Genomic DNA, 15,827 nt, shown 5'->3' with positions numbered 1-15,827 from the left:
ATCAGACCGCCCGGACGAGTGGCCGCACTCCCCAGCGGATGCCCTTCTCGCTGCGGACACGGGCTCGCTCGCGGCGCTGAGCGGCCAGCACGTCGGGATGGCGAGCGTTGGCGTTGCGCCAGCGCAGGTAGGCGTGCAGGGCCCGGGTCTGCACGGTGTGGTTGGGGTGGTTGGAGTTGGCGATGGTGAACTGCCTCAGCGGTCCGAAGTGCGCCTCGATCGGGTTCGCCCACGAGGCGTAGGTCGGGGTGAAGCACAACTCGACCTTGTTCTTCTTCGCCCAGCGGCGGATGTCGGCGCCTTTGTGGGCGGACAAGTTGTCCAGGATCACGTATATCGGTGCGCCATCAGGCCGGGCAGCGCGGATCGACTTCAGCGCGGCCAGCGTATTCGCGGCACCTTTCTTACGGTGGTTGACGCCCCACAGGCGGTCATCGCCGACCGAGTAGCAGCCGTGGAAGTACCGGACCCCGTGAGTGCGGTGATAGGTAGCGGGCACCCGGTCGGGATGATTGCGTTCGGCCCAGCCCGAGCCATGGGTGGGCCGGATGCCGAGCGGACCGAACTCATCGAAGGCGAACACCCGGTCAAGCGGTCCACGACCTCCTCGATCCGGTCCAGCTTCGCCTCACGGTCCGGGTCGGGGGATCCCTTCCAGGTCTTGGTGCGCTGGAAGGTCACGCCGCGGCGGGCGAGCAGACCGCGTAACGCTTCACGGCTGATGCGGATCATCCGGACGTGGACTTTCCGCAGGTAGGCGACGAGTTTGCGCAGCGACCAGCGGGTGAATGGCTGGCCGAGCTTGGTCGGGCGGGTGGTGGCCGTCGCCACGACGAAGTCCTCGTCGTCAGAGCTGAGTCGGCGGGGACGGCCTGCCGCCCATCGAGGGTCCAGACAGGCCAGGCCGATCTCGTTGAACCGGTGGATGGCGTCCCGGACGTTGTCCTCGTCGGCCTGGACCAGCTGCGCGATTACCGGCACCCGATTCCCGCAGGCCGAGGCCAGCAGCATCATCGCACGCCGGTAGCGCACGGAACTCGTACTGCCGCGACGCTCGATCTGCTGCAGCCGTTGCCCCTCCTGGTCTGTCAATCGGCGTACACGGACCGGCTCCGCCACCGCACCTCCAGCGGTCGGATCGGACGTCACGCCCATCCAACCGCTTCCGCCGCCAACCCGGTGAACCTTCGCGATCACGGCACTAGTCGTCGTTCGCCGCATAGGGATGCACATACCGCCCCGCGTCGAAGGGCGTGAACCAGTCCTCTGTCTTCGACTCGGGGTCCGTGTCCTCGTACGAGTACAGGCCGTTCGCGAAGGTCTCCAGGGCCGTGCCGACCTCCTCCGTCAGGAGGCCGTACAGGTCCGTGGTGACCTCGGCCTGGGCCAGGAGGAAGCGCATGAGGAGTTCCTCCGCGACGCAGCTCAGGCCGCCGAAGTGCGGCTGGGTGAGGCGGCCCGTCATCGTCACCGCCGTGGCCGTGAGGCGCCGCGCGAACAGGGCCGTGTAGTGCACCGCGAACTGCGGCGGCAGGTCGTCGAGGATCATGAACGCCGCGTCGCTGTCGGCGACCGTGGGCCCGTCCTCCTCCAGCCCGGCCAGATCCGTGAAGAGCCCGTCGACCAAGAGGTCGATGGAGTGGACGACCGCCCCGGCCGCCACCTCGGCCGCCTCCCGGCCGACGGTCCCGTCAGTCGCCGAGTGACCGAACGCCTCCAGCGGGAACGCCTTCAACGCCGGCGCCAGCGAGCGCAGCCGGTCGCGCATCGCCTCGACCTCGGAGTGGTCCAGACGGTGCGGCGCGACCGGCGGCGCCCCTGCCCGATGGCGCCGCGCCCGCTCCGCCGGGTCGGCCGGCGGCGCGTCCGGACCGTCCGCCGCGTCCAGGCTCTCCTGCAGCAGGTCGGGGTGGAGATCCACCTCGCACCGGGTGATGTCCCACTCGCCCAGCAACTCGCTGCGCTCCAGCAGCTCCGCCACCACCTCACCGGCCGCCTCCTCGGCGAACTCCAGCGCGGGCGCGTCGACGAAGAGCTTCAGGATCGCTCCGCCGGGATGGACGGCGATGAGGTCGTCCGTGAGGCCGACCTCCATCCCGTCGGGCCCCTCGATCGCCTCGACCGAGTCGAGGCCCTTGCGCAGCAGGAAGGCGACGCCCTCCCGCTGCAGCGCGTCGAGCTCCGGGGAGCCCGCCGGGAGTTGCACGTCCACAGTCACCGCGTATGTCACACGATCATGGTGCCCCGGCTCAGGCCGCCCCGAACGCCGTGAACGCCCACCCCGTCGCCTGGTGCAGCGCGTCGCCCGGCAGCGCCGTCCGCGCGTCGCGCAGCGCCTCGGCCAGCGAGAGACCCGCGCTCAGCCCCTTGTGCAGCGCCAGCATCAGCGGGACCACCGCGTGGTCGTTGACCGGCGCGCTGCTCGCCACCACCCCCGCCGTACCCAGCGGCAGCAGCGCGGTGACCAGCCCGAGCAGCTCGTCCGCACCGACCGAGGCGAGCCGGGCAGTGTCGCAGCTGGACAGGATGATCCGGTACGGGCTGCGGTCCAGCCGCTCGAAGTCGTGCACGATCAGCGGCCCGTCGGCCATGCGGAGCGAGGAGAACAACGGGCTGTCGGCCCGGAACGTGCCGTGCGCGGCGATGTGCGCCAGCGTGGCCCCGTCGATCTCCTCCAGCACCCGCGGCACGCGCGCGTCCTCGTGCTCCAGCAGCGTCGGCACGGCCGGCCCGCCGTACAGCCCGGCCAGCTCGGGCACCTCCGCACCCCCGGTGGCCAGTCCCGGACCGCGCACCAGCACATGCCGGTTGCCGGGCGGCGGCTCGGTCTCCCGCGCCCGCAGCCAGCTGCTCGCCGACGGCGACACGCTGAGCACCCGGTCCCGCAGCGACGGCAGCAGCGCCCACGGCACGCGGTGCAGCCGACCCGGCGGTACGACGACCACGGGCCCCGAGCCCAGATGCGCGGCGGCCGGTCCGAGCAGCAGCTCCTCCAGCCGGCGCCCCATCGCCTCCACCAGCGGCAGCCGCGCCTCCGCCCCGGGGTGGGCCAGCCGCCGCAGCCCGGCCTGCACGTGATCCGCCTCGATCTCGGCGTCCGCGAGCAGCCCCGCCTCGAACCGCCGCACCCGTCCGCCCCCGCACAGCAGCACCTGCACCCGCCCGTCCAGCACCGCGAGCTCCACCAGCCGGACCTCGCCGAGACTCGCCAGCAGCCGGCCCACGTCGAAACGGTCCTCGGCGCCGGACGCGCCGCCGCGGATGTGCAGGGTACGGGAACGGATCTCCCGCTCCAGGCGCCGCTGTTCACGCTCCAGGGCGGGGATCGGCCGGCCGTCGCTGCGCGCCTCGGCCGCACGGGCCGCGATCTCCCGGAACGCGGTCAGAGTGCCGAGCAACGCCGCGTCGGCGGGCGGCCGGGTCGGCGGTGCGGACAGCACCGTGGCCCGCCAGCGCTCGCTCCACACCAGCAGCCGCCGCGGCCCACCGGAGTCCAGACTGGCCTGCTGGGCCAACGCCGCGAGCTCCGCGCCCCGCGCGGTCGCACGGGCACGCAACTCCGAGGCGCCCAGCGTCATCCGATGGTCGTCGAGCACGTCGAGCCCGCGCCGGCACGCCTCCAGCACCCCCCGCCCGGAACCGGCGGCGCGGGCCCGCAGCGCCTGCGCGGCCCAGCCCGTCATCCGCGCCAGCGGCGGTCCGCTGCGCCGGCTGCGCGCGGCCACCGCCAGATGCCGCTCGGCGTCCGCCGTCCAGCCCAGGCCCAGCGCGATCCGGCCCGCCAGCAGCGAGGCCTCCGGTGCGGCCGGCGCGCCGAAGGAGGCGAGCCGCTCGGCGACCGCGGCGGCGTCCGCGACCAACCGCCCGGAACCTCGCCCCGCGGCGAGCCGCGCCTCGATCAGCACCAGCCGGGCGTGCGTCTCCCACCAGGGCCGCCGCTGCCCCGCGAACAGCCGCACCGCCAGTGCCGCCCGCGCGATCGCGGTGTGCGGGTCGTTCGCGAGCCGGGCCGCCCGGGCCGCGACCAGCAGCAGCTCCGCCTTGCGCGTGGACTGCCCGCCGATCCCGTCCAGCACACCGATGGCCGAGTCCGCCTCGGCGAGCGCCTCCGCGGCGAGGCCGGCCGCCATCAGGACCTCGCAGCGCCGGATGTAGAGCATGAAGGACGGCGTGCCCAGCTTGGCGTACTGCTCCTCGGCCTCGTCGAGGAGCCGCAACGCGACGGGAACGTCCCCCTGCTGGAAGGCGGCCAGGCCCCGGCTCTCCACGATGTCCGCCTTCTCGTGCTCCTGACCGGTGGTGTCCCACATCGCCTCGGCGGCCGCGAAGTCGGCGTCCGCCCGGTCCACCGCGCCGAGCGCGAGATGCACGGTGGCCCGCAGGGTCAGCGCCCGCGCCGTCCAGATGACGTCCTCGGCCTGCCGCAGCACGGGAATCGCCCGCCGTACGTCCTCCAGCGACTCCCGGTGCCGGCCCAGCACCCAGGAGGCGTACGCCCGCCGGTACAGCACACGCGCGCGTGTGTGCCCGCTGCTGACGACGACACCCCGCTCCAGCGCCTCCAAGCCCTGCCGGGTGCGGCCGGAGTGGACGAGGGCCACACCGAGCGTGGCCAGGACGTCCCCCTCGCGGTCGGCGTCCTGGGCGCGCGCCGCCAGGTCCCGGGCCCGGCGCAGATGGTGCAGCGCCAGTTTGATGTCGCCCCAGTCCCGCTGCCAGATCCCGATCACCTGGTGCGCCACGGAGGCATGCCAGGGCGACGGATCGGACGCAAGCACGCCCTGGGCCCGCGCCAGAGCCTCGTTCGGGGCGGCGAACACCATCGGCAGCAGTTCGAGAACCGAGTCGCTTCCCGCTGTCACCCAAAGGATGGTAGTGGCCCTGGTCACGACCCACACCGGTTTGTCGCTGTATCAATCAACGGGCCCGCGACTCTGATTGACGACTGTCGCCTCAGTGGGAGGACACGCCATGGCACCACAGCGATTCCACGAGCAGTTCGAACAGATCCAGCGCTCCATGCCCGACGTCCCCCTGGCGATGGGGCCCGACGACGCGGCGGAGTTCATCTATGAGAAGGGCGTGGTCCTGGCCCGGGACGGTGAGGAGGCGCGGCTCGTCGAGGACAGCGTGCGCACCCACTTCACCGAGGCGACCGGGCTGACCGCCGACCATGTGCGCCGGGCGAGCCCGGAGACCAACCGCTCGGGCATCACCCGCATCCAGGTCGGCGACCCCGGCCACGGCGACCGGCACTCCGACCGCGCCGTCGCCCACGCCCTGCGCGCCATGCGCGAGCATGAGGGACGTCAGCAGCGCCGGCTGATCAGCCGCAACCACGTCGTCTCGATCGCGCCGGTCAACTCCTGTCCCGGGGACGAGCCCGTGCCCGCCCCGCTCACCGGGGGCACCAACCCGGCCGCCGCCTCGGCCGGTCACGACGCGGACACCGCGGTGAGCGTGCTGGTCATCGACAACGGCCTCACCCACGACTACTCCGCCGTCCCGCTCCTCGCCCACGTCCAGGGCGACCTGCACGGCACCGAGACCGACGCGAACGGCAACCTGCTCCAGTACGTCGGCCACGGCACGTTCATCGCCGGCCTCCTGGCCGCCGTCGCCCCCAACACGAACGTCACCGTCCGCAACACCCTGAACGACGCGGGCGCCATCCTGGAGTCCGAGCTCGGACAGCGCCTGTTCGACGCCGTGGACGAGCACGGCTGGCCGGACGTCATCAGCCTGTCCGCCGGAACCGCCAACGGCAGCACCGAAGGCCTCATCGGCCTCGACGCCTTCATGGAGGAACTCCGCGCCCAGGGCACCCTCCTGGTCGCCGCCGCCGGCAACAACTCCAGCGCCACCCCGTTCTGGCCCGCCGCCTACGCGAGCCTGCCCGACTACGCCGACGTCGTGCTGTCGGTCGGCGCCCTGCGCGGCGACGGCGAGTACGGCGCCTGCTTCAGCAACCACGGCGCATGGGTCAACGTGTACGCCCCCGGCGAGCGCCTCACCAGCGCCCTCACCGGCTTCGACGCGCCCGTGCCGTACGTCTACCAGCACACCACCTACGACGAGTGCCGCTTCGGCTTCACCTACGCCTGCACCTGCCAGTACCCGCGCCACACCGGCGTGCTCAGCGCGGCCGGCACGCCCAGCGCCGTCAAGGCGGACCAGGTGATGTTCGAGGGGTACGCGCACTGGAGCGGCACCTCGTTCGCCACCCCGGTGGCCGCCGGCATGGTCGCCGCCTACATGACCGCCAACAAGATGGGCGACGCGCGCGCCGCCCGTACCCAGCTCCTGGCCGCCAACGGCGCGTACGCGGAGGTGCGCGGGGCGCACGTACCGGCGCTGCGCCCGCCGACTTGGCGCCCGGCGCCGGTCACGCAGCTGGCTCCTCCGGCATGAGGTGCGGAACGGCCCCTTCCACGGCGTACGATGTCATGCCGTACACGAGGGGTGGGGCCGTGGACCGAGCAGATGTCGGCGCGTTGGTCCAGTCCGCCGTCGACGGCGACGCGGCGGCCTGGAAGGCGCTCGTGGAAGGGCTGAGCCCGCTGGTGTGGTCCGTCGTGCGCGCGCACCGGCTCTCCGACGCCGACGCGCACGAGGTGTACCAGACCGTGTGGTTCCGCTTCGCCCAGCATCTGGGGCGGATCCGCGAACCGGAGAAGACGGGGTCCTGGCTCGCGAGCACCGCGCGGCACGAATGCCTGAAGGTGCTCAAGAGCTTAAGGCGGCTCACGCCCACGGACGATCCCCAGGTCCTCGACCGGATCAGCGAGGACCGTACGCCCGAGCAGTCGTTCCTCGACCTGGAGGAGGCGGCCGCCGACCGCGAGCGCATCCGGCACCTGTGGCAGGAGTTCGAGGAGCTGGGCGAGCGGTGCAGACTGCTGCTGCGCGTCCTGATGGCCTCACCGCCGCCCAGTTACCAGGAGGTGTCCGCGGCCCTCGGTATCGCCGTGGGCAGCATCGGACCGCTGCGCCAGCGCTGTCTGCGGCGCCTGCGGGCACGACTCGAAGCACGGGGGGCGGCGTGAGGGACATGGACGACATGAGTGACATCAACGGCGAGGATCCGGACGACATCGAGGACCCGGACGACACCGACGACCTCGGCTTCGACCTGCTGGAGGAGGAACTCCGCCAGGCCGCCGGCATCCTGGACCCGGTGCCGGCCGAACTGCGGCAGATCGCCGTGGAGGCCTTCGCCCTGCACGACCTGGACGCCCGTATCGCCGAGCTGACCTTCGACTCGGTGGTCGACGCCATTCCCGTGAGGGGAGCGGTGGACGTACCGCGGATGCTGACGTTCCACGCGGGCGGCGTCACCGTCGACGTGGAGCTGACCGCGCAGGGTCTGATGGGGCAGGTGCTGCCCCCGCAGTCGGCCCGTATCGAGGTGCTGCGCGGCCCGCAGGCGGGCGCCCCGCTGACCACCGACGACATGGGGCGGTTCACGTACGGCGAACCCCCCGCCGGTCCCTTCGCGCTGCGGCTGCGGACCGGCGAGGGAGTCCTCGTCACGGACTGGCTGACGGCCTGACCCGCGCCCCTGCCCGCGCCCTCACCAGGTGACGGGCAGGGTCAGCGGCCCCCGGATCATCGTCCGGCGCCGCCACACGACCTGGTCCGCGGGGACCGCGAGCCGCAGCTCCGGCATCCGCTCCAGCAGTGTGTCGACGATCAACTCGGTCTGCATACGGGCCAGTACGGCGCCCGTGCAGTAGTGCGAGCCGTTCCCGAAGGACAGGTGCGGGTTGGGATCGCGGCCGGTGTCGATCCGGTCCGGTTCCGGGAAGACGTCCGGGTCGCGGTTGGCGGCCAGATAGGAGACGTACACCGGGTCGCCCGCCGCGATGCGGTGGCCGTGCAGGTCGACGTCCTCCAGGGCGATGCGGGCCAGGCCCACCGAGGTGCGGTGCGGGATGTAGCGCAGCAGCTCGTCGAGCACGGGTCCCCGGGCCGACGGCTCGCGCGAACGCATGTCGGCCATCAGCTCCGGCCGGGTGAGCATCAGGAACAGCATCTGGCCGCAGTTGTGGGTGACGGCCTCGCCGCCGATCTGCAGCGGCCCGGCGAGCCCGACGGCCTCCTCCTCGCCGATCTCACCGCGCGCGACGGCGGCACCGAGCAGCGAGTACACGTCCTCGTCGGTGCTGTGCGCGCGAGCCCGGACGGTGTCGGTGATCCACCCGTACATGCCCTGCTTGGCCTGCTCGGCGGCCTCGGCGCCACCGCTGGTGGAGATGATCTGCCGGGTCCAGGCGTGCACCCGCTCCCGGTCCTCGGCGGGCACCCCCATCACCTCGCTGACCACGGCGATCGGGAAGGGCTCCAGCACCCGCTCGACCAGGTCGGCCGGCGGCCCGTCCCGCAGCACCCCCGCCACCAGCTCGTCGAGCAGCTCCTGCGCCCGGGGCCGCAGCCGTTTCATCGCCCCCACCGTGAAGGCGCCCGCGACCGGCTTGCGCAGCCGGTTGTGGTCGGGCTGGTCGGCGAAGGCCAGCGAACCGGGCCGCGGCTTGAAGTGCGGGGCCAGCCTGGTCACCTGGCGCCGGGTGACCTCGGCGCGGCCGAACCGCGGGTCGTTGGTGATCGCCTTCACGTCGGCGTGGCGGGTGGCCAGCCAGGCCCAGCCCTCGCCGTGCGGCAGCCGGACGCGGGTCAGCGGGCCCTCGCGCATCAGGTCCGCGAGCACCGGGTCGAACTCGGTGCCGGCCAGGTCGAGCGCGGGCCAGTCCCGCACGGGCGGCGGGACCTGGGCGGTCAGCAGGGTGGGATCCTCGGTCATGCCCCCACCCTCACCGGCCCCCGCCCGCCTGTCGCGCGGGAGTGCTCCAGCCGGAGGTCAGCCCGACACGGCGTCGACGAGCCCGGCCAGCGCCGCCGCGAGCCGCCCGAGCCCCGGCCCGGCGGGCCCACTCGGCTCGGTCATGTACGTGTCCCGCCGGATCTCCACCATGAGAGCGGACACGCGCGCGTCCTTGCCGTAGAACTCCAGGGGTACGTACGTCCCGCTGAACGGACTGTCCAGCCCCGTCTCCCCGCAGCCGGCGAAGGCCTCTCGTGCGGCCTCCAGCAGTTCGGGCGGCGTGTGGAAGGGGTCGGTGCCCAGGCAGACGGGCGGCCGCGGCCCCGCGCCGTGCAGCTCGTAGGGCAGCGCGGCGCTCGGATAGGAGTGGACGTCGATGATGACGGCCCGCCCGGTCGCCGCCAGCCGGTCCGCCACCGCCTCCGTCATGGCCTGCGCGTACGGCCGGAAGTAGCGGTCGATCAATGGCTGGGGGTCGCCGTCGCCGGGCCGCAGCACCTCCCGGTGGGTCGTCCGCGTGTACACGGCGCCCATCCCGACGGACAGCATCTCCTCCCGCTCGTCGGGGAAGCGCTCCGGGTCGACGACCAGCCGCGACAGCCGGTTCACGAACCGCCAGGGAGCCGGTCCCGCCAACTCGGCGGCGGCCTCGGCGAGTTCGGCCGTGTGCGCGTCGGTGATGTGGTCCAACTCCCGCGCCAGGGCGGCGTCGTCCAGCACGATCCCGGCCCGCACCGAGGCCGGTACCTCCCGCGCCGAGTGCGGCACGTGCAGGATCACGGGGGAGTCGGCGGCGCCGGGCAGGAACTCGTACGAGGGTGCCGTCATCGCCGCCCGCCGAACTCCCACTCGTGCACCTCGATGTCGGCGTACCGCTCGGCGGTCAGCACGGCCCGCGCCTTGTCCGGGTCCGGCGCCCGGACCAGCGCCGCGGTGCCGAGCCAGCGGGCGCCGTCGTCCGACAGCAGCGGACCGTAGGCGACAAGGTCCTCGTCGGCCGGTACGTCGAGATCGGCGGCCTCGCCTGAACCGAACCCGAGCACCAGGTACCGGTTGCCGCCGCTGCGGCCACCCGGGAACTCCCACATGGTGCGCCCCAGCAGATTGCGCCACCGGCGCAGCAGCACGTCGCGGTACACGCCGGCCTGGTAGTTGGGCTCGTCGAAGGCGAACGCGCGGGCGGCGGCGGGATCCGGGAGATCGACGACGTGCACACTGCCGGTGGGCGTCTCACCGTCGCCACCGAAGGTCGGACCACGTGCGATCAGCTCGGCCTCGAACCGGTCCATGTACGACCAGTGCGCTTCCGCCAGCTCTTCCCGCAGCGCGAGGGACCCGACCCGGTCACGGTGGTAACAGAAGAACTCCATGGCCACAGCCTGCCAGCCGGTGGCTAGCGGTCGCCCCGGGATATCCGTACGACCGCGAGACCGCCGTCCAGATCGACGGTCGTCCGGTGCGGCGGTGCCCCGTCCTCCTCGTCGTCCCGCATCACCAGCGACGACTGCCGCTCCTTGAGCTCGTTCTGCTTGCCCGGCGAGAAGCTCGCGTGAAGCTGCTCGAACCCGGTCGCCGACACCTGCCCCTGCCGCCCGCCGCGCCACGGCAGCAGCCCGGCCCGTCCGGCCCGCAGCAGCAGCTGATCGGCGAAGGCGATGACGGTGAGCAGGATGACCAGCCCCGGCAGGGTCATGAAGACGGCGAATCCCATGCCGACAGTATGACGGCTGAGCACGGGCCGTTGTCAGACCCGGGTCCTAGTCTCGAACCATGACCGTCCACGAGCTCTCGCGTACCGACGCCCGCCGTATCGCCGTCCGTGCCCAGCTCCTGGACGCCGTGCGCCCGGACGGGCTGCCCGCCGTGGTCCGCGGGCTGACCCTGCTGCAGATCGACCCGACCGCGGCGGTCGCCCCCAACGCCGATCTGGTGGCCTGGAGCAGACTTGGACCGACGTACGAACCGGACGAGTTGACGGCCGCGCTGGAGAAGCGGTCGCTGCTCGAGCTGCAGGCGATGATCCGGCCCGCCGAGGATCTCGCCCTGTACCGCGCCGAGATGGCCGAGTGGCCGGAGCGGGGGACGCCGTCCTCGTGGCGGGAGTACCACCGCACCTGGGTGGCGGCCAACGACGCCTGCCGCAAGGACGTCCTCGCCCGCCTCGGCGCCGAGGGACCGCTGCCCTCCCGCGCCCTGCCGGACACCTGCGCCGAGCCGTGGAGGTCGAGCGGCTGGACGAACAACCGCAATGTCACCAAGCTCCTGGAGCTGATGGTGCAGCGGGGCGAGGTCGCCGTCGCGGGCCGTGGCGGCGGCGACCGCCTCTGGGACCTCGCCGAGCGGGTCTATCCGGACACCCCGCCGGTCCCGGTCGAGGAGGCCCTGCGCATCCGCGACGAACGGCGCCTGCGCGCCCTCGGCATAGCCCGCGCCCGCGGACCCGAGTGCCAGGTCGAACCGGCCGACGTGGGCGAGGCGGGCGAGGAGGCCGTCGTCGAGGGCGTGCGGGGCAAGTGGCGCGTGGATCCCGCCCAGTTGGGGCGGCCCTTCGAGGGTCGTACGGCCCTGCTGTCCCCGTTCGACCGCCTCGTCCACGACCGCAGACGCACCACCCAGCTGTTCGAGTACGAGTACCAGCTGGAGATGTACAAGCCCGCCGCCAAGCGCCGCTGGGGCTACTTCGCGCTCCCGATCCTGCACGGCGACCGACTGGTCGGGAAGCTGGACGCCACCGCCGACCGCAAGGCCGGGGTGCTGGAGGTGCACGCGATCCACGAGGACGTGCCCTTCGAAGCGGCCGTGCGCCACGAGGTCGGTCAGGAGATCGCGGACCTGGCCCGCTGGCTCGACCTGGAACTGGTCCTTCCCCACTGAAGGGGCGGCGCGGGGGCGGACTGCACGCGTACGTCCAGGAGGGAGTGCCGGCAGGAGTACGACGGTTCCCTGTCGACCAGCAACTGGTAGGTGATCGTCGTGCCGCTGCCGATCCGCCCGGGACCGATCCTCAGCTCCGTGCCGTGGATCCGGGCCGGCGGGGCCAGCGCCGCGCTCGGCAGGCACTCGCCGGCGAGGATCTCGGCGTACGGCACACCGAGGCTCACCCGGAACGGCTCGCCCCGGTCGAAGGCGCTGCTGGCGATGTCCCGCCGCCCCCGGTTGGTCAGCACCACCGTGACCAGGTGCGGATCGGCCAGCAGGGTGCCGTTGCGCCGGATCTCCAGGCTGCCGTCGATACGCCGCCGCACCAGCCGGGCATGGGTCACGGCGTAGGTCAGGCGCCGCCTGGGATGGGAGACCCTGAACGCCGCCCAGATCGCGCCCCAGCCCCCGAGGACGGCGACGACCACTCCGGCCGCGGCCCAGAAGGTGTCCGTCGCGTAGAAGGGGCCGGAGGCGTGGGCGTCCATGGGCTGCTCCGCTCAGTGACGGCGGACGGGGCCCGCGCCCGCCGCGTCGAGGAACCTGCGCCATTCGTGCGGCGAGAACACGAGGGCGTCGCCGTCGGTGTGCTTGGAGTCCCGGACGGCGACGACATCGCCGACGACGGCGACCTCGACGCATGCTCCATTGCCCGAACTGCGGCTGCTCTTGCGCCAGTCGGCGCATATCAGCTCGGCCTGCGACGGTTGGCGGACGTGGTGCGTGCTCATGACGCGTGCATCTCCCTTGCGATCCGCTCCAGGGTCACGGATGTGTCGTGCGGGTCCGGAGCGGCGGCCCGCACCAGGTCGAAGGTCTGGATGAAGGTGCGCACGTCGCGCTCCTTCTCCAGGTAGACGTTGCCTGCGATGGAGTTGACGTAGACGACGGTGGGCGTGCGGGGTTCGAACTCCAGCAGGGAGAAGGTGCCCGCCAGCGCGGCATGCGCGCCCTTGGACGTCGGCATGACCTGGATCGTCACGTTCGGCAGGCGCGTCGCCTCGATGAGGTGCTCCAGCTGGGCCACCATCACCTCCCGGCCGCCGACCGGCCGGCGCAGGGCGCTCTCCTCGATCACCACCCACAGCTCCAGCGGGTCCGGATCGCGGGTCAGCAGCGCCTGCCGCTCCTTGCGGAAGCGCACCAACTGGTCCACTTCCTGCGGTTCGTTGGGCCGTACGGCCGCGATCACGGCGCGGGCGTACTCCTCGGTCTGCAGCAGGCCGTGCACGAACGTCGGCTCGTACGAGCGCAGGACGCGGGCGTCGGCCTCAAGTCCCGCGTAGGTGGCCATGCCCGAGGGCAGCACCTCCGCGTAGTGGGTCCACCAGCCCTGCTGCTGGGCGTCCTTGTGGATCTGCATGACCGTCTCGATGCGCACCGGGTCGCTGACCCCGTACCACTGGAGCAGGTCCCGTACGTCCCGTGCCTTGATCGGGGCCTGGCCCGTCTCCACCCGGCTGATCTTGGACATGGAGCACTCCAGGTGGGTCGCCACGTCCTCGATCCGCATGCCGGCGTGCTCCCGCAGGCGCCGCAGTTCGGATCCGAGCTGGCGCCGCCGTACCGTCGGGCCCCCGGCCGTGGCCATCGCCTCACCCCTCGCACTCGACAGTCCGATGCCTTGCTTCATGCAAGTGTGCCCGCTGCCCAACCGCCTTGTACCGGTGCCGACTTGGTTCGAGACATTTGGCTCACGCAATTGCGTGGAGGAAGTCCCTCTGCCGGAAACGCCGCCGCCCCGGCAGGCGGAATGCCCTGCCGGGGCGGCGACTCGGGGACCGTCAGGTCACCGGCGTCAGGTCACCGAGTTCAGCTGAGGGACGCCAGCGCCTCGTTCCACGTGGCGGACGGGCGCATCACCGCGGCCGCCTTCGCCGGGTCGGGCTGGTAGTAGCCGCCGATGTCGGCCGGCTTGCCCTGGACGGCGAGCAGCTCGTCGACGATCTTCTGCTCGTTGGCCGAGAGGGTCTCCGCCAGCGGGGCGAAGGCCTTCGCCAGGTCGGCGTCGTCGGTCTGCGCGGCGAGCTCCTGCGCCCAGTACAGGGACAGGTAGAAGTGGCTGCCGCGGTTGTCGATGCCGCCGACGCGACGGGTCGGGGACTTGTCCTCGTTGAGGAAGGTCGCCGTGGCGCGGTCGAGGGTGTCGGCGAGGACCTTGGCCTTCGGGTTGTCCGTGGCCGTGGCGTACTGCTCCAGGGACGGGACCAGCGCGAAGAACTCGCCGAGCGAGTCCCAGCGCAGGTAGTTCTCCTTGACCAGCTGCTGGACGTGCTTCGGCGCGGAGCCGCCGGCGCCCGTCTCGAACAGGCCGCCGCCCGCCATCAGCGGGACGACCGACAGCATCTTGGCGCTGGTGCCCAGCTCCAGGATCGGGAAGAGGTCGGTCAGGTAGTCACGCAGCACGTTGCCGGTCACCGAGATGGTGTTCTCGCCGCGGCGGATGCGCTCCACCGACAGCTTGGTGGCCTCGACCGGAGCCAGGATGCGGATGTCCAGGCCCTCGGTGTCGTGCTCCGGCAGGTACGCGTTGACCTTGGCGATCAGGTTGGCGTCGTGCGCGCGGGTCTCGTCCAGCCAGAACACGGCCGGGTCGCCGGTGGCGCGGGCGCGGGTGACGGCGAGCTTCACCCAGTCCTTGATCGGCGCGTCCTTGGTCTGGCAGGCGCGGAAGATGTCGCCCTCGGCGACCGGCTGCTCGATGAGGACGTTGCCGGCCTGGTCGACCAGACGGACCGTGCCGGCCGCCTTGATCTCGAAGGTCTTGTCGTGGGAGCCGTACTCCTCGGCCTTCTGCGCCATCAGGCCGACGTTCGGGACCGAGCCCATGGTGGACGGGTCGTAGGCGCCGTTGGCCCGGCAGTCGTCGATCACGGCCTGGTAGACGCCCGAGTAGGACGAGTCGGGCAGGACCGCGAGGGTGTCGGCCTCCTGGCCGTCCGGGCCCCACATGTGGCCGGAGGTGCGGATCATGGCCGGCATCGAGGCGTCGACGATGACGTCGGACGGCACGTGCAGGTTGGTGATGCCCTTGTCGGAGTCGACCATCGCGAGGGCCGGGCCCTCGGCGAGCTCGGCCTCGATGGACGCCTTGATCGCGTCGCCCTCGGGCAGGGCGGCGAGGCCGCCCAGGATGCCGCCCAGACCGTTGTTCGGGGACAGGCCGGCGGCGGCGAGGACGGCGCCGTACTGCTCGAAGGTCTTCGGGAAGAAGGCGCGCACCACGTGGCCGAAGATGATCGGGTCGGAGACCTTCATCATCGTGGCCTTCAGGTGCACGGAGAAGAGCACGCCCTGCGCCTTGGCCTCGGCGATCTGCGCGGTGAGGAACTCGCGCAGCGCGGCCACGTGCAGCACGGACGCGTCGACGACCTCGCCCTCGAGGACCGGTACGGACTCGCGCAGCACGGTGGTGGAGCCGTCCTCGGCGACCAGCTCGATCCGCACCGAACCGGCCTCGGAGATCACCACGGACTTCTCGGTGGAGCGGAAGTCGTTCTCACCCATGGTCGCGACGTTGGTCTTGGACTCGGCCGACCAGGCGCCCATGCGGTGCGGGTGGGTCTTGGCGTAGTTCTTGACCGAGGCGGGGGCGCGGCGGTCGGAGTTGCCCTCGCGCAGGACCGGGTTCACGGCGGAGCCCTTGACCTTGTCGTAGCGGGCCTGGATCTCCCGCTCCTCGTCGGTCTTCGGGTCGTCCGGGTAGTTCGGCAGCGCGTAGCCCTGGCCCTGCAGCTCGGCGATCGCGGCCTTGAGCTGCGGGATCGACGCCGAGATGTTCGGCAGTTTGATGATGTTGGCCGCGGGCGTCTTCGCCAGCTCGCCGAGCTCGCTCAGCGCGTCCGGGATGCGCTGGTCCTCGGTCAGGTACTCCGGGAACACGGCGATGATGCGCCCGGCCAGCGAGATGTCACGGGTCGCCACGGCGACACCCGCCTGCGAGGCGTACGCCTGGACCACCGGCAGGAAGGAATACGTCGCCAGGGCCGGGGCCTCGTCAGTGTGCGTATAGATGATGGTCGAGTCAGTCACCGGGTGCTCCGCTCCACGTCTGCAACATTGCTCGACATCAAGATATCTCGTGACC

General features: G+C 72.1%; 14 protein-coding genes and 1 pseudogene. 4 read left to right on the top strand and 11 right to left on the bottom strand.

The genetic code is table 11. The features are described 5' to 3' along the window. Position 1: 1 nt before the first annotated feature. From MQP27_RS44250 to MQP27_RS44240, 3 genes and pseudogenes are all read right to left on the bottom strand, one after another. Positions 2-1,119: pseudogene (locus MQP27_RS44250) on the bottom strand (IS630 family transposase). 82 nt (positions 1,120-1,201) lie between these two features. Beyond that, positions 1,202-2,230, bottom strand: coding sequence for a hypothetical protein (locus MQP27_RS44245; protein WP_242776397.1), 1,029 nt, complete (start codon positions 2,228-2,230; stop codon positions 1,202-1,204). A 19-nt stretch (positions 2,231-2,249) separates the two neighbouring features. Continuing rightward, entirely contained in the window at positions 2,250-4,823 is a 2,574-nt protein-coding gene (locus tag MQP27_RS44240) for a CHAT domain-containing protein (RefSeq protein WP_242776502.1), read from the bottom strand. Between the two features lie 148 nt (positions 4,824-4,971). On the opposite strand from MQP27_RS44240, the gene MQP27_RS44235 reads away from it, so the two are divergent. Genes MQP27_RS44235 through MQP27_RS44225 form a run of 3 tightly spaced genes read left to right on the top strand, consistent with a single transcriptional unit; the run spans position 4,972 to position 7,552 of the window. After that, positions 4,972-6,411, top strand: coding sequence for a S8/S53 family peptidase (locus MQP27_RS44235; protein ID WP_242776395.1), 1,440 nt, complete (start codon positions 4,972-4,974; stop codon positions 6,409-6,411). Positions 6,412-6,446: 35 nt separating this feature from the next. Further along, positions 6,447-7,046 (top strand): RNA polymerase sigma factor, encoded by a 600-nt coding sequence (locus MQP27_RS44230; RefSeq protein WP_278197249.1) that lies wholly within the window; start codon positions 6,447-6,449, stop codon positions 7,044-7,046. Between the two features lie 14 nt (positions 7,047-7,060). Next, positions 7,061-7,552 (top strand): hypothetical protein, encoded by a 492-nt coding sequence (locus tag MQP27_RS44225; protein ID WP_242776391.1) that lies wholly within the window; start codon positions 7,061-7,063, stop codon positions 7,550-7,552. Between the two features lie 21 nt (positions 7,553-7,573). Here MQP27_RS44225 and MQP27_RS44220 read toward each other — a convergent pair whose 3' ends face one another. Genes MQP27_RS44220 through MQP27_RS44205 form a run of 4 tightly spaced genes read right to left on the bottom strand, consistent with a single transcriptional unit; the run spans position 7,574 to position 10,532 of the window. After that, a complete protein-coding gene (locus MQP27_RS44220; RefSeq protein WP_242776389.1) occupies positions 7,574-8,800 on the bottom strand; it encodes a cytochrome P450 in 1,227 nt (408 codons plus the stop codon). A 57-nt stretch (positions 8,801-8,857) separates the two neighbouring features. Then, positions 8,858-9,649: an N-formylglutamate amidohydrolase gene (locus MQP27_RS44215; protein WP_242776387.1), complete on the bottom strand. Its 792-nt coding sequence runs from the start codon at positions 9,647-9,649 to the stop codon at positions 8,858-8,860. Further along, positions 9,646-10,191 (bottom strand): YciI family protein, encoded by a 546-nt coding sequence (locus MQP27_RS44210; protein ID WP_242776385.1) that lies wholly within the window; start codon positions 10,189-10,191, stop codon positions 9,646-9,648. Before MQP27_RS44210 ends, MQP27_RS44215 begins: the two co-directional genes overlap by 4 nt. 23 nt (positions 10,192-10,214) lie before the next feature. Continuing rightward, on the bottom strand, positions 10,215-10,532 hold the full coding sequence (locus tag MQP27_RS44205; protein ID WP_242776383.1) for a DUF6191 domain-containing protein: 318 nt from the start codon (positions 10,530-10,532) through the stop codon (positions 10,215-10,217). 59 nt (positions 10,533-10,591) lie between these two features. Between MQP27_RS44205 and MQP27_RS44200 the strand changes: the two genes are divergently transcribed. Further along, complete coding sequence (locus tag MQP27_RS44200) at positions 10,592-11,695, top strand: DNA glycosylase AlkZ-like family protein (protein WP_242776381.1); 1,104 nt, start codon at positions 10,592-10,594, stop codon at positions 11,693-11,695. Here the strand turns inward: MQP27_RS44200 and MQP27_RS44195 are convergent. The 4 genes from MQP27_RS44195 to MQP27_RS44180 all read right to left on the bottom strand — a co-directional run bounded on the left by MQP27_RS44195 (position 11,638) and on the right by MQP27_RS44180 (position 15,772). Beyond that, complete coding sequence (locus MQP27_RS44195; RefSeq protein WP_242776379.1) at positions 11,638-12,228, bottom strand: hypothetical protein; 591 nt, start codon at positions 12,226-12,228, stop codon at positions 11,638-11,640. The genes MQP27_RS44200 and MQP27_RS44195 overlap by 58 nt on opposite strands. Before the next feature lie 12 nt (positions 12,229-12,240). Continuing rightward, a complete protein-coding gene (locus MQP27_RS44190) occupies positions 12,241-12,471 on the bottom strand; it encodes a DUF397 domain-containing protein (RefSeq protein WP_242776377.1) in 231 nt (76 codons plus the stop codon). Further along, positions 12,468-13,331 (bottom strand): helix-turn-helix domain-containing protein, encoded by an 864-nt coding sequence (locus tag MQP27_RS44185; protein WP_242776375.1) that lies wholly within the window; start codon positions 13,329-13,331, stop codon positions 12,468-12,470. The genes MQP27_RS44190 and MQP27_RS44185 overlap by 4 nt, the downstream gene beginning before the upstream one ends. A gap of 221 nt (positions 13,332-13,552) precedes the next feature. Then, positions 13,553-15,772, bottom strand: coding sequence for an NADP-dependent isocitrate dehydrogenase (locus tag MQP27_RS44180; RefSeq protein ID WP_242776373.1), 2,220 nt, complete (start codon positions 15,770-15,772; stop codon positions 13,553-13,555). Positions 15,773-15,827 lie beyond the last annotated feature (55 nt).

The sequence above is a fragment of the Streptomyces cylindrosporus genome, from assembly GCF_022698165.1.
Lineage (GTDB): Bacteria > Actinomycetota > Actinomycetes > Streptomycetales > Streptomycetaceae > Streptomyces > Streptomyces cylindrosporus.
The sequence above is the reverse complement of the archived record's forward strand: the minus strand, read 5'-3'. Positions and strand labels throughout refer to the sequence as shown.